At 65.8% G+C, this 18,424-nt stretch carries 15 protein-coding genes and 1 pseudogene; 7 read left to right on the top strand and 9 right to left on the bottom strand.

The window, feature by feature from the left end:
• Positions 1-44 precede the first annotated feature (44 nt).
• From ACSVDM_RS22335 to ACSVDM_RS22305, 7 genes are all read right to left on the bottom strand, one after another.
• Complete coding sequence (locus tag ACSVDM_RS22335) at positions 45-1,889, bottom strand: ATP-binding cassette domain-containing protein (protein WP_439267539.1); 1,845 nt, start codon at positions 1,887-1,889, stop codon at positions 45-47.
• A 9-nt stretch (positions 1,890-1,898) separates the two neighbouring features.
• Positions 1,899-3,068, bottom strand: coding sequence for a type III polyketide synthase (locus ACSVDM_RS22330; RefSeq protein WP_439267707.1), 1,170 nt, complete (start codon positions 3,066-3,068; stop codon positions 1,899-1,901).
• Positions 3,069-3,137: 69 nt separating this feature from the next.
• Positions 3,138-4,604 carry a fatty acid desaturase gene (locus tag ACSVDM_RS22325; RefSeq protein ID WP_439267537.1) on the bottom strand — a complete coding sequence of 489 codons (1,467 nt, stop codon included), beginning with the start codon at positions 4,602-4,604 and terminating at the stop codon, positions 3,138-3,140.
• A 214-nt stretch (positions 4,605-4,818) separates the two neighbouring features.
• Complete coding sequence (locus ACSVDM_RS22320) at positions 4,819-5,610, bottom strand: LppX_LprAFG lipoprotein (RefSeq protein WP_439267705.1); 792 nt, start codon at positions 5,608-5,610, stop codon at positions 4,819-4,821.
• Between the two features lie 225 nt (positions 5,611-5,835).
• Complete coding sequence (locus tag ACSVDM_RS22315; protein ID WP_067638695.1) at positions 5,836-6,234, bottom strand: hypothetical protein; 399 nt, start codon at positions 6,232-6,234, stop codon at positions 5,836-5,838.
• A gap of 393 nt (positions 6,235-6,627) precedes the next feature.
• On the bottom strand, positions 6,628-7,380 hold the full coding sequence (locus tag ACSVDM_RS22310) for an inositol monophosphatase family protein (RefSeq protein WP_439267535.1): 753 nt from the start codon (positions 7,378-7,380) through the stop codon (positions 6,628-6,630).
• A 28-nt stretch (positions 7,381-7,408) separates the two neighbouring features.
• Positions 7,409-8,284, bottom strand: a complete 876-nt coding sequence (locus ACSVDM_RS22305; RefSeq protein ID WP_439267533.1) for a DUF5919 domain-containing protein — start codon at positions 8,282-8,284, stop codon at positions 7,409-7,411.
• Positions 8,285-8,515: 231 nt separating this feature from the next.
• Here ACSVDM_RS22305 and ACSVDM_RS22300 point away from each other — a divergent pair, with 231 nt between their 5' ends.
• The 3 genes and pseudogenes from ACSVDM_RS22300 to ACSVDM_RS22290 all read left to right on the top strand — a co-directional run bounded on the left by ACSVDM_RS22300 (position 8,516) and on the right by ACSVDM_RS22290 (position 10,503).
• A complete protein-coding gene (locus tag ACSVDM_RS22300) occupies positions 8,516-8,809 on the top strand; it encodes a hypothetical protein (protein WP_439267531.1) in 294 nt (97 codons plus the stop codon).
• Between the two features lie 1,069 nt (positions 8,810-9,878).
• Positions 9,879-9,932 (top strand): annotated as a pseudogene (locus ACSVDM_RS22295) (hypothetical protein); the annotation flags it as partial.
• A 22-nt stretch (positions 9,933-9,954) separates the two neighbouring features.
• Positions 9,955-10,503, top strand: coding sequence for an SAM-dependent methyltransferase (locus ACSVDM_RS22290; RefSeq protein ID WP_439267529.1), 549 nt, complete (start codon positions 9,955-9,957; stop codon positions 10,501-10,503).
• Between the two features lie 274 nt (positions 10,504-10,777).
• Here ACSVDM_RS22290 and ACSVDM_RS22285 read toward each other — a convergent pair whose 3' ends face one another.
• Positions 10,778-11,608 carry an SAM-dependent methyltransferase gene (locus tag ACSVDM_RS22285; protein WP_067638727.1) on the bottom strand — a complete coding sequence of 277 codons (831 nt, stop codon included), beginning with the start codon at positions 11,606-11,608 and terminating at the stop codon, positions 10,778-10,780.
• A gap of 148 nt (positions 11,609-11,756) precedes the next feature.
• On the opposite strand from ACSVDM_RS22285, the gene ACSVDM_RS22280 reads away from it, so the two are divergent.
• The gene (locus tag ACSVDM_RS22280; RefSeq protein ID WP_439267527.1) at positions 11,757-13,328 is read left to right on the top strand and encodes a serine/threonine-protein kinase; all 1,572 of its coding nucleotides are present in this window, start codon (positions 11,757-11,759) and stop codon (positions 13,326-13,328) included.
• Positions 13,325-14,524 carry a DUF7373 family lipoprotein gene (locus ACSVDM_RS22275; protein WP_439267525.1) on the top strand — a complete coding sequence of 400 codons (1,200 nt, stop codon included), beginning with the start codon at positions 13,325-13,327 and terminating at the stop codon, positions 14,522-14,524. The genes ACSVDM_RS22280 and ACSVDM_RS22275 overlap by 4 nt, the downstream gene beginning before the upstream one ends.
• A 1-nt stretch (position 14,525) precedes the next feature.
• On the opposite strand, the gene ACSVDM_RS22270 is transcribed toward ACSVDM_RS22275, so the two are convergent.
• The gene (locus ACSVDM_RS22270; RefSeq protein ID WP_245655313.1) at positions 14,526-15,017 is read right to left on the bottom strand and encodes a glutathione peroxidase; all 492 of its coding nucleotides are present in this window, start codon (positions 15,015-15,017) and stop codon (positions 14,526-14,528) included.
• Positions 15,018-15,179: 162 nt separating this feature from the next.
• On the opposite strand from ACSVDM_RS22270, the gene ACSVDM_RS22265 reads away from it, so the two are divergent.
• A complete protein-coding gene (locus ACSVDM_RS22265; protein WP_439267523.1) occupies positions 15,180-16,667 on the top strand; it encodes an FAD-dependent oxidoreductase in 1,488 nt (495 codons plus the stop codon).
• 144 nt (positions 16,668-16,811) lie between these two features.
• Positions 16,812-18,401, top strand: a complete 1,590-nt coding sequence (locus ACSVDM_RS22260; RefSeq protein WP_067489457.1) for a GMC family oxidoreductase — start codon at positions 16,812-16,814, stop codon at positions 18,399-18,401.
• Positions 18,402-18,424: the final 23 nt, after the last annotated feature.

Genomic DNA, 18,424 nt, shown 5'->3' with positions numbered 1-18,424 from the left:
ACACAATTGTGCCCCGATCGACGAATCGACCGGGGCACAGGCGATTACGCCGCGACCAACCCGAAGTCGAGCTTCACCAGTTGATCGGCGCAGTCGAAGTACCGGTCGTCGTGGGTGATCACGATGACGGTCTTCCCGCGCTGTTTCAGATCGGTGAGGATCTCCCGGTAGAACACCTCACGGAACCTCGGCTCCTGATCGGCGGCCCACTCGTCGAACACATAGATCTGCCGGTCCTCGAGCAGCGCGGTGAGCAGGGCGAGGCGTTTGCGCTGCCCCTGGGACAGGTCGACGGTCGACAGGCGCCCGCCCTCCACACTCACCTTGTGCGCGATCTGCAGCTCCTCGAGATACCGCCGCACCTCGGCGTCGATCCCCGGCCGGTCGAAGCCCAGGTAGTCCTCGAACAGATGGAAATCGGTGAACACCGCGGACGAGTTCTGCCGGAACCATTCGATGTTGTCGTGGTCGATCCTCTCCCCGTTGAGCGACAACGACCCCGTGCGCGGCACATACAGACCGGTGATGATCTTGGCCAGCGTCGACTTCCCGCTGCCGTTACCGCCGACGATGAAGGTGATCTGGCCCGGTTCGAAGACCAGGTCGATCGGCCCGAGCCGGAACCCGCCCTCACCGGACTCGTCGAGCTCGAGCGGCGGACCCAAGGGCACCGGCCGCACATCGGTGGCGCCGTGGTCGACCCAGTTCTTGCCGTTCACATCGGGACCGGCCGAGGGCCGCGCGCCGGGATGCGCCGGATGCGGACCACCGGGATGCCCGTTGGCCCCGCGCGGCGGAATACCGGGACGCGGCGGATGCGCCGGCATCCCGCCCGGGTGTGTGCCGGGCGGCGGTGGCACCGGCGACGGCGCTTCGGAGCGGTACACGTAGGTCACGTCCGACAGTTCGAGCTTGGCCTGTCCCGCCGGCGGACGCTCGACGTAGGGCAGTTCGTCCTCGTTGTGCATCGTCGTCATCGACAGGTTCATCGCCCGGATCTTGGCCAGCGCCACGTCACCGCGCAGCAGATCGGGAATGCGGTGCATGAAGTTCTGCATCGGCATCGCCAGGAACGTGGTCACCAGTACGTACCCGAACATCGTCTCGCGCGGCAGGTCGAGCGCCGCGGCGAGGACGAACAGGATCAGCGCCATGGTGGCCAGCTGCAACGCCTGACCGAAACCCTGTGCGTAGGAGAACTTCGACCCGGCGTCGGTGTTCTGGTCGCGCAGGGTGCCCGCCGAACCGAGCAGATGCCGGTCCATGAAGTCGCGGCGGCGGCCACGGTGCAGTTTGAGTTCCTTGATGCCGAGCGTGACGGCCTGGAAGGAGCGCAGCAGCGCGTCCTCGTTCTCCCGAGCCTCACGGTAGATCCCGCGCACCCGCTTGAGAACCATTTCGACACAGGCGATCCCGACGAGGGTACCGGCCACGGTGACCGCGAAGATCGGCCCCGACACCACTGCCAGGAACACGAAGCAACCCACGATGGTCGCCACGTCGACGCAGATCGCCGGAATGGCGGTGACCGCCTGCGACAGCGAACGCACGTCCTCGGTGAGCGTCGCCATCAGGCGATGCATGCCGAGCCGTTCCAGGTGTTCCAGTGGAGCGGCGACGATCCCGGAGCTCAGATCGCTGCGCAACCGGTAGATGGCGTCCTGCGACAGCCGGATCAGCAGCACCTGCGAGAGCACGCCACTGACCAGGATCACCAGGCCGGTCAGCACGAACCGGGTGATCAGGTCGTCCGGCGGCGGTTTCGGCGAGACCGCCGCGTTGATCAACGTCACCAGATAGGTGTTGGCGGCGCCGCAGATCAGGCCCGCGACCACCACGGCCGCGATCCTGGCCGGCGACAGCGCGGCGAGAAAACGGAGCAATTGCATGATGGACTCTCAGCTGCGGATGACATCGAACACGATGCCCTCGAGGGTGACACCGGGCGCGAACGAGAACGCCACGCCGGTGGAAATAGGTGCCGCCGAATCGGATTCGCCGATCATGCGTTCGAGCACGAAGATCAGCGACACACTCAGCATGTTGCCGTGCTCGGCGAGCACAGCCCAGCTCGGCGCGGCCGACTCGGGCGCGATACCCAACGACCGGGCCGATTCCTCGATGATGCGCGGACCACCGGGGTGGATCGCCCACAGGTCGACATCGTCCTTGTCGAGACCGTTGCGCGCCAGCACCTGCGTGACCACCGGGTCGACACCGCGGTAGATGTAGTCGGGCAAGCTCGCCGCCAGCTCGCAGGTGATGCCCGCGTCCTTCACTCCGAGCACGATGCCGTCTTCGGCGTCGTCGAACAGGTGGCTGAAGCTGTCGCGGATCACGACACTGCCGGGCGCCAGCGGCTGGTGCACCTGGTTGGCGCCGATCACCACCGCGCCGCACCCGTCGCCGAAGAGGCTGTGGGTGATCACGTCGTTGACGTCGTCGTCGAAAACGGCGTTCACCGAGCTCAATTCGATGCACAGCACCATCGACTTCTTGTCCGGATGCGCCCGCACGAAGTCGACTGCGGTCCGGATGCCGTTCATCGCGGCGGCGCAGCCCATGAAGTTCACGATCATCCGGTTGACGGTCGGCGAGAGGCCGAGTTCCTTGACGACCGCGACATCGACGCCCGGGGCGATGAACCCGGTGCTGGTCACGAAGATCAGCTGACCGATCTCCTCGGCCGGGTTCGCCAAACCGGCCACCGCCCGGCGGGCCACGTCCACCGCGAGCGGTGCGGCGTGCTCGAAGAACAGATTCATCCGCTCCCGGATGGTGCCGGGGCGCCTGCTGAACTCGAGGAAATCGGGTGCGAGTGGATCGATCGCCAGATGTCGGGTGTCGATCCTGGTCTTCTCGTAGATCCGTGGAATGCGCTGCCGCTGAACGGGATCGGAGAACAGTTCGGCCACGCGTCCGGCGTTGACGGCCTGCTCGACCACTCGCCGCGGCGAGCCCGTCGCCACGGCCTCGATCACACCGACGGTCGTGGGCGGCGTCGGCGGTAGCAGATCGTGCCCGCGATCGACGTCGGCCGTCTTCAGCGGACCGTGTGGTCGACGCACACCTTCATCAATGGAAACAGACACGGGCACAATTCCTTTCGAGACAGAGAAGACGTGGCGGCGGCCGGGTCAGACGGTTCCGATGCCGGTGAAGCCCTGCACCGTGTAGGTGACGCAGGTCTTCAGCGCTGTGGGTGCGCAGTGTTCACGCACCAGTCCCCACCGGTTCTGCTTGGCCTCGTCCGAGGGCGCGAGCAGGTAGGTCCGGCACAGCTTGGGAAGTCGATCACCGAAGAAGCTCTTCGCGGGCAGCCATTCCACCCCGAACTTCGCGGCTTCCTCACGCACCACGTTCTCGGTGGCGATATTGGCGAAACCGCTGCGCTGGAACGGAAGAACGTGGTGGACGCGGTGCGAGCTCAAGCCCGCCGACAGGAAGCAGTCGACGTACTTGTTGCCCACCACGGTCAGGTCGTAGGCCTGCTCGAGCTGGTTGACACCCCAGTCCTCGGTCTCGGTGTGCAGTTCCTCGGTCGGCACCTCGAAGTCGTGGCTCGCGACGACCATGAAGGTGCTGATCCACAGGGTGATCACGAACTGCAGTGCCCAGGCGAGCAAGTCGCCCGCGACGGCGAAGGCCACGAACTCGGCGACCAGCAGGAACCGCATGCCGAACGATCCGATGAAGTGCGGCAGCGCCCCACGCCAGGTGCCGTACATGTCCTTGATGCCGACCTTGCGGGTGAGCCGGCAGACATCGAGCAGGCGAATGATCATGCCCGTCAACAGATGCCCGAACTTGTGCACGGTGTGGATCGGCACCCGGTACAGGCGCGGGACCTGCATCATCATGGTGAAGACGTTCTTCTTGATGTCGACTTCACTCTGGGTGTGCGGATGGTGCAGCAGGGCGTGGCCGTCGGCGGTGACGAAAGACAGTGCGACATAGTTCATGTCGAAGGCGTTCACCGCGTACTTGTTCCAGCCCTTCTGCGCGCGGTGGATCGCGTAGTGGCCGAAGCCGGCCAGCGAACTGCGCAGCAGCACCATCGCGATCACGAAGACCGGCAACGGCATCCAGCTGGTGTCGTAGAGCCGCAGGCCCTGCACCGCGAAGTAGGCGAAGATCAGGAACGCGACCACGATGTCGAACAGGCGATCCATGCGCTTCAACCGCGCGGCCAGCTCCGGTTCCTTGATCCGGGCCTTCACCGCGTGCAGCAGGTCGTTCTTGTCGTCGAACTTGTACTTCGGGGTGTCGTCCCAGCTGTTGAAACCCTCTTTGAAGAGGAAGTCCGGGGCATTGTTCTTCGGGTGGATGTCCTCGGGCGTGGCATTACGATTGAGGCTGTAACGCTCGATCATCCGCGCGATTTTTTCCGGATCACGATGGTAGGAACCGATGATCGAGGTGATGTCGCGGTTTTTCGTTCGGCCGATGAAGAATTCACCGCCCGGATGCTTGGAGATCCACTCGCTCAGGTCGTAGGCTTTGCCGTTATACACCCACACGTTGTTGACGGGCGGTCGCCCTCCGGGGCCGGGTGGTGGCGGGAGCTCGCGCTCCTGTTCATCAGGTCGATCATCGATCGTCATCAGTGCTTCCTTCGTGTCCGAACGGCGGTCGATGCGTGTGCCTGCCGACCAGCGTCCCGACACGTATAGTCCTTGCGGCGCCTTGCATCTCGCTGAAAGTTCTCTTATCGGCCGACCCAACGACACACCGGTCCGGGTCGGCGGAGCGGCACGATGTGCCGGATTCCGCGATCCCGGACCGGTGTGGGCTGTCGGGTGCGTGTGCGGGTGAGGATCAGCCTGCGGGCTTGACGATGTTCACCGGCTTGGCCCAGTTGGACAGGCCGACGGTGACCTCGCCCTGGTCCTTCTTCACCACGGCGCGAACGAGATTCGGGCCGTCACCGGTGGAGGCGGCCTCCGAGGGCTTGGTCGAATCCGAGGCGGGCGGGGCGACGTCCTGGATCCACACGGTGATCGGCATGGTGCCGGCGTTCTGGCCGATGCGGGGCACGATCGGGTCGATCACCGCGGCGTCGATGGTGCCGCTGACCTTGACGGTGTTGATGCCGTCGATGACCTCGCGGGCCTCGGCCTTGGGGTTCTGGATGTTGGCGATCACGTTCGCGATGCCCTTGTCCTTGTCCAGGATGACGCCCGGATCGTAGACCTTCTCGGCCGGACCGGCGGGCACGTAGCGACCGCTGACCTCGGTGTAGAGAACCTTGTCCACCACAAGGAATTTCGCCTCGGTGAACGGGTCTTCAGGCTTGATCTTGACCTTCGCCTCACCCATCGCGGCACCCGTGCCCTGGGTCTCGTTGGTGACGTCGGCCGAGACGGTTTCCACCGGCAGGTCAGGCAGGTTCTTCACGTCGATGTTCAGGTGGACGGTGCGCAGGGTCTGGGTGGTCTTGGCCGACTCCTTCACGATCTGCGCGCCGTCGGGCAGTGCGCCGGTCGGCGGAGCCGCGGTGGTGGTCGAGTCGTCGGTCGAGCAGCCGGTGACGAGGGCGGCGCACAGTGCGGCGGCCGCGACGACCGCGGTCACGGCGGACCGGCGACGCGGGGTGCGGTGCGGTGTGATGTCGATCAAGGTTCATCCCCTGGAGATGGTCGTAATTCGCTTGGTGAGGCAGCCGAAGCTGCCGTCGCCTGCGACATACTAAGCAGACCATCGGACATCTCGCGCTCCCCCGCGGTGATCGTACCCGAGGATTGCATTTCCGTGAGTTATCTAGTTGTGCTAACGATTTCGGGCTCGAACGGCTTCGCTGGAGCCCCAGGCGGAACGCGAATGCTCCGCGGGCTGTTACCGATCAGTTCTCGGCAGAGGTGAGGTGTCGGCGACGGTTTGTTTCCCCTCGCCGGACCCGACGCGACGCGGCATCATCTTCGGCCGGGTACCGCGCGCCGAATCCCCCGACCGCTTGCGCCGCGACGCCGCGAGGTCGATGACATCGGCCTCGTGTGCGGGGCTGCCGTCGACGGGATGCTGCGACTCCGCGTCGGCCGACCACGTTCCGGTTTCGGCTTGCAATTCCGCACGGGTCACCGGGCGGGTAGGCGCCGGATCGTAGACGGGCGGTGAGTACCAGGGGCGACGACGCGGATCATCGAGGTCCTGCGGGCTGTGCCGTGGTCGTCTGGGCAGCCGGACGACTTTCGAGGCCGCGCCCTCGGCACTGGATCTGCCCTCGGTGCCCTTCACATCTACTCTCTTCCGACGCAGCGGCTGTGCTGCGCAGCGAATCGCCTGGCAACCACACAGGTGGTCTCCGCAGCCTACCGCATGCGCGACGCGTCATCGAGGCGCCCTTCGCCGGATTCCTCAATGCCCGGCGGGGGCGTATTCGTGAGGTGAATAGACAGTGTCGCCGAACCGCGTTTCGACCTCGGCTTCGACGGGATAAAGGCCATATGCGCCAGAACCGCGCAGCCGAGAACGGGCGTCAGCCGCTTCGTGCGCCGCGAACCCACTCCCCCAGTAGCGCACACTCGCGGGCGGCCCAGCCGTCGACTACCCTCCCCAGCTGTCATCGCCAAAGAGACAAGGGCTGCGTAAGCACAGGACTACCTGGGCAACCGACAACCCCGACGATTGTCAGCCCGCTTCGGCGTGTGCTTGCCCCACCAATGCGACGAGTTCCTTTGCTGTCAGGTCGTTCCCCGCGATCGTGTGACGTGAACTCGAATTATGTGCGCTGCCGTCTGAGTCGTAGACCACGCCACCGCTCTCGCGCACGATGACCGCGCCTGCGGCGATGTCCCACGGATTGTTCGACAGAATGACGCATCCGTCTGTGCTGCCGTCGGCCACACAGGCGAGGTCGAAGGCGGCCGATCCGAACATCCTGATCCGCTCGGCGCGAGCGGCCAGTAGCGCCGTCAGTGAAAGTCGTGGACGGTTTCGCTGTGCCGCATCCTGCCCTACGGCATAGTCGCCGATCGAAATGATCGATTTCGAGAGTCGTGATGACGTCCCGACGTGGATACGTTTGCCATTCCGGTAGGCGCCCATTCCCGAAGCCGCATAATATTCGCGTTGCAACGTGGGCATGCTGATAACACCGATCGTCGGCTCATGATTTTCGAACAGTGCAAGGGATATGCCAAAGAGTGGTATTCCATGAATGTAGTTCGACGTTCCGTCTATGGGATCGAGAGCCCAGAAGGCTGTCTCATCCAAACGGTGATGCTGGTGGTCGCCCTCTTCGCCGAGGAATGCTATGTGCGGAGCTTCTACAGCGAGAAACCGGCGAATGTGCTCCTGTATCGCTACGTCGACATCCGTAACAAAGTCGCGGTCACCTTTCGACGAAACCGAACCCACCCTTTTCGACTCCAGAATCGACACACCGCCGGAGACTGCACGGCGTGCGATATCAAGCAGTGACTCCCTGGTTGTACTCAATTGCGGGTTCCGTTCCCTTTCTCCACATTTCCTCGAATACTGTTGCGAAAGTCTGGAAGGTTCCTTCGACCCCCTTCTTCTTGGACACAAATGTAGGCGATTCAAGGCCACGAGCGAAAGGCAGGTATGGCTGCATCACGCATATTTCCGAGTCGATAATACACAAATTGAAGCGTACCGGTGCATCGTAGACGCGGATCTCGATCCCACCGCCCGTCTCGGTTGTCCCACTGGACTGAACTCGCTGCAACATATGAATGTTGAGTCTCGTCAGATTCACCAACGCGCCTGATGCATGACCTTCCTCATGTTCTCTTTCGGTGATATTCGACCCGTTCGGATCGAGGAACAAGCAGCGTATCGTGGTTCCATTCAGCATCATTCGTCGCATTTCGGTATCCGAGCACTGTTGACAAAGGATGTTCAAAGACAGGCCGACGAGATCAATCGTGCGGGCTTCACGGAACAGCTCTTGCGGTGGGATCGCTTTCAAGAAGTCGGCGCGCCGCGCAAAGACGCTCTCGATGTCAGAGATTTGGCGAGCGCCGGAACTGGATGGTGGTGCGACCGTCATCTTATGTGGGGGCAGATCGGTGCCCTCCGTGTAAACAGAGAACAACTCTTCGATGCTCCACCCGGGAAACATCTCCTGAAGTACTCGGCAATGATGCGGATACGGCAGGGTCGAGATATTTCCCGACAGCCATCGATAGAACTGCGCCTTCTTCGGTCCGGCTCCGATGGCGGATGAGTCGATCTTCGAGGCTGCCGCGTCGTACTCGCGGTTGAATGCGGAAACTGTCTGGATGTGTCGTTGCTGAAGTAAAGCCTTGAGCACTGTCCCCACGCTATACCCCTCGTCATACTGCGGCGGTTTGCGCTGATCGTAGCGGAGATGAGCCATAGAAGAAACCAGATCATTCAAGCACGGTGCGGATAAGACAGTGCAGGCGTCGACACCATACCGACCGGGCCGACAAAGTTGACTCCGAGTTGGCGCCAACGACCGAAGTCATATGGCCGACATCCCGTCTGTTGGCCGAATCCGAACGACACATCGGCCGCAAGGAGGACACGTATGCAGCAGCCCACCAGCATCGGCAGCACTGACCTTATGCCTGGATTTTTCAGGCGCTTCCGGCACCGATATGGACCGATGACTGACACTCTCGAAACCGAGATTTTCGCTTTGCTTCAGCCGGGCGGGATGTTGACCGCCGACACGATCACTCACAACCTGAACGCGCCGAAGTGGCGTGTCGTCCGCGTACTGAACACTCTGCGGGACAAAGGCGACGCTTTCCGCAACCGGCGCGGGGAGTGGCAGATTTCGGCCGGGAAACGCCGCCCAGAACGGCAGGTGATCCGATGAGCAGCCTCGCTCCCCCAACTCCCGGCCGTCGACCAGCTTTGGCCGACCTTGTGGCGTTGCTCGAGGCGATGCGGGAAGCCGGATGGGTCGCTACTGCGCCGAGCCCGGCCGAGGGAGCCATGCCAACCGGGGCGGCCACCCCGCCCACCGACGCGGCGGCTGATCACTCATGAGCCAAATGCGCTCTGGTCCTGCATCATTCGTTGAGACGCCTCGCGCGCGATGTGAGTTCTATCGGCGCGTGTGCTCGCTGCCGACCGTCGTCGACCCCGAGACGGGCCGGATAACGATGCGAGCAGGAATGGTCGGCGCAGTGATGATGCCTGCCGATCTGGCACGACGAGTGAAAACCGCACTCGATATCCGTGGGGTCACACCGTTGCCGATCATCGGCCACCCGCGGGCGGGAATGTGGACGTTCCTCGTGCGATCGGATATCCGACCTACCGGCGACCCCGCCGAGATCGCCCAGCTCTGGACCGCGCGTGTGGTCGTGATCCGTGAAGGTGACATCGCCTTGCCGTCCCCGGTGCCGGACGCACTGGTGGTCCGCACATGGGTCTCACCGGCTATCAGCGCCTTCCGGCCGTCCGGAGCGGTTGTGATCGAATGTGCTCGTGCGTGCCTACCCGGGCGGCACCCCCGATGAACACCGGCGGCAGGTCGCCACACCCTCATGAGCCCGATATCCGGCTTACGGTCCAGTTCGCCAGTGTACGAATAGATTTCGTGGCTTGTCTGACCGCCGCCTTCGTGCTTGTTCAAGACATCGCCGTCCGCCGGTCTTGCACCGTCGCTGTCGTCTCCGGCCGCTGCACCGGGCTTCCGCGGCTTCCGAACGAACGCTTGTATCTACTGCCCTGACCTGCACGACCGCACCGAAACACCGACCGATCGAATGGCCTTCGCGCCGCCCCGGTGAGACCACACGACACTCACCCGGCTGGCAGCACGAAGGCGGCCCCGGAATCGAATCCCCGGTAATGCCGCAATCTCCGGGGCCCAAACTTGCCGACCGCGCAGGAGGAAGCGACAACAAGTGAGCACAACAGACCGCCCACAGCGCGTCATGTTGGACCCGTCCAGCCCCAACAGCGCTCGCGTTCACTCCGCCTTGCTCGGCGGTAAGGACTACTACCCCGTCGATGACGTGGTCGCCGAAAAACTTGGCCAACAAGATCACGCCCGCGATCACCGAATCCCGCCGATTCGCCCGCCGCGCCGTCACCCATCTCCTGAACCACCACCGGGTCACCCAGTTCGCCGAGCTCGGGTGCGGGTTCCCACATACCCCGAATATCCACGACATCGCAGAAGATCACACCAGCAGCGCGCGCACGCTCTACATCGACAACGACCAGCTCGCGGCCAACCACGCCCGCGCCCTGATGGCGGGGCACCGCGCCCGCACCGCGGAAGTCGACCTCACCGACACCACCGCCGTAGTCGAGGCCATTGCCACGACCTTCGACATGTCGGCGCCGATAGCGTTGATACTGTCCGGCACTGCCGAACTCATCGAGGACGCGCCGTCGATGATCGCGGCGTTGGTCCACGCGCTACCGGCGCGGACATGGCTGGTGCTCACCCACATCACCGCCGACGTTTTCGACACGACATCACATCGGCCGCGCAGGCCCTGCGCGCAGTCGGGATCGCATACCACCCACGCACGCATCATGACATCGCGTTGATGCTCACCGGCTACCACCTACACACCCCCGGGTTGGTCGCCCCGCACCGATGGCGACCCGAATCAATCGGACCGGACCGCTACGGTCACGTCAGTGAACCAATGCACCCCGAAGCGTGGGACCTCAGCGCTTGCGCCGCCATCGGACAGCAGTGTCGGGCATAAGCCGATCCCGACCCTCGTGAACGCACGGGTCGCGGCATGAGCGGATGTTTGAAAGTCCTGACCCGAGAGTCGAGTTTTCAACCGCGTGCCTGAATGCGAGGAACACCTCGCTAGCGCTTCTGGCCGACCCCGCCGAGGATGCAGTGGCGGACGTCGGAGAGGGGGGTGAGGTGGGGGCCGTCGGGCCACCAGTCGTCGCAGCGGACGAGGCCGGGTTCGATCAGGGTGGTGGTGCCGAACATGGCCTGGATTTCGGTGCGGGTGCGGAAGCGGCCGCTGCCCATGGGGCTGTGGATGAACTTCTCTTCCATCTTCTTGGCCAGTTCGCTGTAGTCGGGGGTTTCGGGGTCGTGGAAGTGGGCGATGGCGATGAAGGAGCCGGCCGGGAGGGCGTCGATGTAGGTCTGCATCAGGGTGGGGGCGTCTTCGCCGAGGTAGTGGTGCAGGGTGCCGATCTGGAACAGGGCGATCGGGCGGGTGAAGTCGAACTCGGTGCGCACGATCTCGTTGCCGAGGACATCGAGGGGCGCGAAGATGTCGGCCTCGGCGATGTGGGTGCGGCTGTTGCTCGCCAGCAGCGCTTTCCCGTGCGCCAGCACCGACGGGTCGTTGTCGACGTAGACCACGCGCGATTCGGGATTCACCCGCTGCACGACCTGATGGGTGTTTTCCGCCGTGGGTAATCCCGATCCGAGATCGAGGTATTGGTCGACACCCATTCTGGCGAGGAAGCGGCACACGCGGATGAGGAAATCGCGGTTGGCCCAGGCCAGATCGTTGACCTGCGGGGCGACGGTGCGGACCTGGGCCAGCACGGCGCGGTCGACCTCGTAGTTGTCCTTGCCGTTGAGGGCGGCGTCGTACACGCGAGCGATACTCGCCCGAGTCGTGTCGACTCCGACGGGCACGGAGCTGGGGTAAGCGGCAGAAGCGTGCGACATCGGATTCCTCCGTGATTTCGGACGGGTGCCTTTCCGGAATCAGCCTAGAGGATCTATTCGCTTGGTAGGGAACGTATCTCGACGGCGCGGTAATCGGGGGCTGGGCGGCGGGCTCCAGGACGGCGGTCCCTGAGCTAGGTTTGCAGGCATGCACGAGCTCAGGGCCGGGGACATGTTCGCCGGTTATCGGATCGAGCGGGTGCTCGGGTCGGGTGGGATGGGCAGTGTCTACGCGGCCGGGCACCCCCGGTTGCCGCGCCTGGTCGCGCTGAAATTGCTGCATTCCTCGTTCGCGGCTGATCCGGTGTTCCGGGGGCGGTTCGAGCGGGAGGCGGAACTCGCGGGGCGGCTCGACCACGCGAATATCGTCGCCGTGCACGACCGGGGCAGCGACGGCGGGCGGTTGTGGATCGCGATGCAGTACGTGGCGGGGTCCGACGCGGAAACCGCATTGCGGGCGGGGCCGGTGGCGCCGGAACACGCGCTGCACATCGCCCGGTCGACGGCGGCGGCACTCGACTACGCGCACGCGGCGGGATTGTTGCACCGTGATGTGAAACCGGCGAATATCCTGCTGCGCGAAGGCATTCCGGGAACGCAGCAGGTGTTGCTCACGGACTTCGGTATCGCCAAGGCGGTCGACGAGGCCACCGCGCTCACCCAGACCGGCGCGGTGGTGGCGACTCTGCGTTACGCCGCACCAGAGCACCTCGACGGGCGGCCGGCCGGTCCACGCGCGGACCAGTATTCCCTCGCCTGCACGCTGTTCCACCTGCTGACCGGACAGCCGCCCTACACCGCGACTACGGCGGGCGCACTGATCGGCGCACACTTGATGCAGCCGGTGCCGAGGGTTACCGAACGGGCGCCGGGCCTGCCGCCTGCGATGGATTCCGTGTTCGCCAAGGCGCTGGCCAAGGATCCTGGACAGCGGTTCGCCACCTGTACCGAGATGGTCGACGCCGCACAAGCAGCACTCAGTCGTGGTGTCGCCCCGTCAACCGATCCCAGTGCACAAAAGCATCCCCGTTTCAGCGGTACACCGCTCGGCGGAAATGCCGCACCGCATCTCCCCGTGCCCACCACACCCTCCCGGTTTGTCGACGCACAGCACTCCCCCCTGCCGACCGGCTCGAGTGCGTCTCCCGGCACATCCAGGCGAGCGCTCGTCGGATGGTCCGCCGCGGCATTCGCGGTGGTCGCCGCCGTCGTCGCCGGAATCCTCTGGTCATCCCGCGACACCACCGGCACCACCACACCCCCCAGCACCACCACCGCCGCGCCGACGACAACCACGACGGACTCCTGGGCGGCAGGTCGCCCCATCATCGCCCTGTTCCCCGATCTGCTCCCGGCCGGTCCGGACAGCACCGGGTATCGGGACCTGCGGTGCAGTTTCGCGACGAAGAATCCAGATGCCTTGTGGGACAACGGGTTCAACTGCACCGACCGGGAGAAACTGGAGGTGCAGGTACTCGCCTACCCCGACGCCGCGACGGCTGACCGGTATGTCGCCTCCCTGCCGAGCGGCGCGAACGAACAGCTGCGGTCGCGGTACGGCAGGCCGGTGACCGTGCGGAAGTTCACCGGGTCCGACGGGCCGTGGCTGCTGGTGCAGTTCGAGGCCACACCCCATTCGAGCGTGTTGTTGCAGGTGTACTGGCCAGGGCACACCCATCAGGAGATGATCGAGCAATGGCTCGCCACCGCACCACTGTGACAACACGCGTCGCCCTCGGGGCGCTCGCCACCCTGCTCGCCGGCTGCACGACCGTCTCCGGCACCGCCACACCCGGCGAACTCGACGTGCGCAACCTCGACGTGGGCAGCTACACGACCGTGCCCGCCGACGTGGAGATCGGTCGCACCGCGGCGGACGGCCCGATCCTCGAAGGGTTGCGGATGGGCGGCGCGGTGGTGTTTCCGCAGGATCTCGATCCGGCGCTCACCTACAACTGGGGCACCGACGTGCTCGACACCCCGCGCCGCGTGGTCGACACCTCGGCCGCCTCGAACGTCAATCTGCCCACGCTGGAACGACATCGGATGATCGTCGCGTTCGACATCGCCCAGGGCAGCCGGGCCTTCGACAAGAATGTCCCCGCCATCGACACCGACGCGAAGGTGACCCGGGTGGTCCTGATGCGATTCCCCGGGGAGAGCACGGCCGCCGATGCCGCACGCGATCTGGCCGCGACCGATTTCGCGGTGAGCCCGGACAACCGGCCGGTGTCGATTCCGGGATACCCCGGCGCCCACGCACATTGGCGGCCGGGCATCAAGACGATCGGCGCGCTCTTCGCGCACGGTGAGATCGTGGTCAGCTTGTTCCTGCAGCACCCGGCCCCCGATGTGGACGCGCTGGCCCGCCGGGTCGCCCAGGTCCTCGACGCGCAGGTGCCGTTGCTCGATCAGTTCACCCCGACCGCGCCCGAACAGCTCGCCCATCTGCCCCGCGACCCGGACGACCTGTTGCGCCGCACCCTGGTTCCCGGTCCGCCGAACCAGCGCATCGCCATCTCCTCACGCGAATACGCGGCGTGGACCGGCCGCGCGAGCAGGCACTACCGGGCGAGCGAACCGGCCGAACTGGCCGCCGCTTGGGATCGGGGTGGCGTCGACAGCGTCGCCCACTCCTACACCACCACCCTGTTCCGCTTCCGCGACCAGGCGGGCGCGGACGCCTTCGGCACGACCTGGCGCGACACGCTCAGCGACGCGGCGCGCGAGATCCCGGGGCCGGACGCGGTGCCCGGTGCGTATTGCGCCGAACGCCGGGCGTCCGGCAACACACCGGCGGTGGCCCGCTGCTACGTGAGTTACCGGAACTACGGCGGGTTCGTGAGCGGGCCGGAAGCGGGGGCCGTGCGCAAGCAGGCGGCAGCGCAGTACGCGCTGCTCGCCAACGCGCAGTAATTCAGAGCTGGGCTTCGACGGCCCGCACGACCTCGGGGTCGTCCGGCGTGGTGCGCGGACGGAACCGCGCGGCCACCGCGCCGTCGCGGGCGATGAGGAACTTCTCGAAGTTCCACTGCACGTCCCCGGCCGCGCCCTCGGCGTCGGGGGTCTCGGTGAGCACCTGGTACAGCGGGTGCCGGTCGTCGCCGTTCACCGAGGTCTTCGCCAGCAGCGGGAAGTCGACACCGTAGGTGACCGAGCAGAATTCCTGGATCTCCTCGGCGCTGCCGGGTTCCTGGCCCATGAACTGGTTGCACGGCACACCGATCACGGTGAAACCGCGCTCGCCGTAGTTCTTCTGCAGGTCGACCAGGCCGCTGTACTGCGGGGTCAGCCCGCATTTCGAGGCCACGTTCACCAGCAGCACGGCCTTGTCGCCCGCCAGTTCGCCCAGCGTGGTCGGCTCGCCGGCCAGGGTCTCTACCGCGATGTCCCGAATGTTCGCGCTCACGTGTGCACCACCAGATTCTTCTCGACGTGGGTTCGATCGCCACCGTACCGGAGCCGCGAGCCGAAATCCGTGTCCCGCTGGACGGGAATTCTGTAACACGTTCTTGTTTTGTTGGCCTCCACGCGGCACCATTTCGGTACACACCCACCACCGGAGGCAGCCGTGACCGACAACAGCCCGCGTACCGACACCGTCCGGCCGCTGCGCGAGAACACCGTCGACCAGTGGGATTTCGAGGTCGACGTGGTCGTCGCCGGCTACGGCATCGCGGGAGTGTGTGCCGCCATCGAAGCCGCGCGCGCGGGTGCGAAGGTACTGATCCTGGAACGCACCGGCGGCTGGGGTGGGGCCGCCGCGCTGGCGGGCGGCTTCGTCTACCTCGGCGGCGGGACGGCGCTGCAGCGTGCGCTCGGCTTCGACGACACCCCCGAGAACATGGCCACCTTCCTCACCGCCGCGCTCGGCCCCGGCGTCGATGCCGCCAAGATCGCCGACTACTGCGCAGGCAGTGTCGAACACTACGACTGGCTCGTGGACTGCGGTGTGCCGTTCAAGGAGGAGTTCTGGGGCGAGCCGGGCTGGGAGCCGCCGCACGACGAGGGCCTGATGTATTCCGGCGGCGAGAACGCGGCGCCGTTCCTCGACATCGCCAAACCCGCACCGCGCGGGCATGTTCCGCAGCTGGCGGACAAGAAGATCGGCGAACGCAGCGGCGGCTACATGCTGATGAAGCCACTGGCCGACACCGTCGCCGAGCTCGGTGTCGCCGTCGAATACGACACGCGCATCCGGCGGCTGATCGTCGACGCCGACGACAGGGTGGTCGGCCTCCTCGCGACCCGGTTCGGTAAGCCGGTCACGGTCCGGGCTGCCCGCGGTGTGGTCCTGGCGACCGGCAGTTTCGCTTACGACACCGAGATGATCGATCGCTACACCCCGCAGCTGAGCGGCCGCCCCGGCGCGGCCATCGAAGAGCACGACGGCATCGGCATCCGGTTGGCGCAGGCGCTGGGCGCCGAACTGGCCCATATGGACGCCAGCGAGGTCGCGATCTTCGGTGACCCGCAGATGATGGCGCGCGGCATCCTCGTCAACGGGCGCGGGCAGCGCTACATCGCCGAGGACACCTATCCCGGCCGGATCGGCCAGGCCACCCTGTTGCGGCAGGAGAACGAGGCCTTCCTGATCCTCGACGAACGATCCCTCGAGGAGGCCCTCGCCACCGAGAGTTCGACCCCGTTCTTCCGGTTCCCGCCCAAGTGGGTCGCCGAGACGGTCGCCGAACTCGAGGCCGAAATGGGTGTGCCCGAGCAGGCGCTGCAGACGACGGTCGCCACCTACAACCGGCACGCCGCCAACGGCAGCGATCCCCTGCTCGGCAAGAAGCCCGAGTGGGTGCGCCCGATCGAGGGCTCGCTGGCCGGGTTCGATCTGCGCGGTTTCACCGCCGGATTCACCCTCGGCGGGCTGCGCACCGATCTGGATTCGCGGGTGCTGCACGTGAGCGGGGAACCGATTCCCGGGCTGTTCGCCGCCGGTCGGTGTACCTCAGGGCTGTGCGCGGGCGGTTATGTCAGCGGGGCATCGCTCGGTGACGGCAGTTTCTACGGTCGCCGCGCGGGTCGTGCCGCGGCGGCCGGTACCTACTGAATCCCACCAGACGCCGACTGTCAGTACGCTGCTTGCAGCACCCGGCCCGACGCCGAGTCAGGCTGTGCTCGCGGTGTTTTCACGCGGGCCTCGGGTGTATCCGTGTTGGCTACGACAGATGCAGTGCAGGATCGGAGTTGGACAGTGCAAGCAGGTGGGACGTCCGCGGATTACGTGATCGTCGGCTCCGGGTCAGCGGGGGCGGTGCTCGCGAACAGGCTCAGCGCCGACGCGGGCACCACGGTCGTACTGTTGGAGGCGGGGCCCGCCGACGACGACAAGTTCGCCCATATTCCGGCGGCGTTCTCGAAACTGTTCCGCAGCGAACGGGATTGGGACTACTCCACCGAACCGCAGCCCGCGCTCGGTGACCGCCGGATCTACTGGCCGCGCGGCAAGACCTTCGGCGGCTCGTCGTCGATGAACGCGATGATGTGGGTGCGCGGTTTCCGCGCCGACTACGAGGAATGGGGGCTGCTGGCGGGCGAGAAGTGGAACTTCGCCTCGGCCGTCGAACAGTTCCGCAAGATCGAGAACGTGCAGGACGCGCAGTTCCCCGACGAGGGAGCGAAGGGGCCGCTGCACGTGCAGCGGCAGCGCAGCCCGCGCGCCTCCACCCATGCCTTCCTCGAGGCGGCGCGGCAGGCCGGCCACAAACTCGAGGCCGCGAATCGTCCGGCGCCCGAAGGTTTCACCCAGACCATGGTGACCCAGCGCGACGGCAGGCGCTGGAGCACCGCCGACGCCTACCTGCGGCCCGCGATGAAGCGCGCCAACCTCACCGTGCGGGCCGAGGCACTGGCCACCCGCGTGCTGTTCGAGGGAACCAAGGCGACCGGTGTCGAGTTCCTGCACGACGGGCAGACCCACGTGGTGACCGCCGCCAAGGAGGTCATCCTGTGTGGCGGTGCGGTGAACAGCCCGCAGCTGCTGCAGCTTTCGGGCATCGGTGACCGCGAACAGCTCACCGAACACGGCATCGACGTGGTCGCCCACTCCCCCGAGGTCGGCGCCAATCTGCAGGACCATCTGATCGCCGCGCTCGGCTACAGCGTGGAGTCCGATTCGCTGTACACGGCGGAGAAGCCGCTGGAACTGCTGAATTATCTGGTGCGGCACCGGGGCATGCTCACCTCCAATGTGGGTGAGGCGTACGGCTTCGTGCGCAGCGAACCCGAGCTCGAGCACCCCGACCTCGAGCTGATCTACGCGCCGGCGCCGTTCTATCACGAGGGCCTGGTCGAGGCGACCGAGCACGGTGTGGTGCTCGGGTCCATCCTGTTGCGCCCGCGCAGCCGTGGCCGGATCGGTCTGGCCTCGGCCGACCCGACCGCCAAGCCGGTGATCGATCCGCGCTACCTGTCCGACCCCGACGGCGCCGACCTGGCCGCGCTGACCGCCGGTCTGCGGGTGTGCGCCGGGCTCGCGGGCCAGCCGGCGCTCAAGAGCACACTCGGGCCGCTGATCTACCCGCCGCAGGCACCCGATGATCTCGAGGCGACGATCGCGCTGACCATCGAGAAGTTCTCGCACACCCTGTACCACCCGGTCGGCACCTGCCGGATGGGCACCGACGCGGCCAGCGTCGTCGGCCCGGATCTGAAGGTGCGCGGTGTCGAGGGTCTGCGCGTGGCCGACGCCTCGGTGATGCCGTTGATCATCCGTGGGCACACCAACGCGCCGGCGATCTTCATCGGCGAGCAGGCCGCCGACTTCATTCTGGCGAGCGCCTGAGCCGACGGTGGTGGGGGGGGGGC

Origin of the sequence: Nocardia sp. JW2 (assembly GCF_051843015.1) — a bacterium.
Lineage (GTDB): Bacteria > Actinomycetota > Actinomycetes > Mycobacteriales > Mycobacteriaceae > Nocardia > Nocardia coubleae.
Note: the sequence above shows the minus strand (reverse complement) of the source record. Positions and strands in the feature narration are given on the sequence as shown.

Coding starts and splice junctions, on each gene's coding strand:
- ACSVDM_RS22325 (WP_439267537.1), bottom strand. CDS start 4,604: ATGACGATCGATGATCGACCTGATGAACAGGAGCGCGAGCTCCCGCCA.
- ACSVDM_RS22280 (WP_439267527.1), top strand. CDS start 11,757: ATGCACGAGCTCAGGGCCGGGGACATGTTCGCCGGTTATCGGATCGAG.
- ACSVDM_RS22290 (WP_439267529.1), top strand. CDS start 9,955: ATGACGTGGTCGCCGAAAAACTTGGCCAACAAGATCACGCCCGCGATC.
- ACSVDM_RS22335 (WP_439267539.1), bottom strand. CDS start 1,889: ATGCAATTGCTCCGTTTTCTCGCCGCGCTGTCGCCGGCCAGGATCGCG.
- ACSVDM_RS22285 (WP_067638727.1), bottom strand. CDS start 11,608: ATGTCGCACGCTTCTGCCGCTTACCCCAGCTCCGTGCCCGTCGGAGTC.
- ACSVDM_RS22300 (WP_439267531.1), top strand. CDS start 8,516: ATGCAGCAGCCCACCAGCATCGGCAGCACTGACCTTATGCCTGGATTT.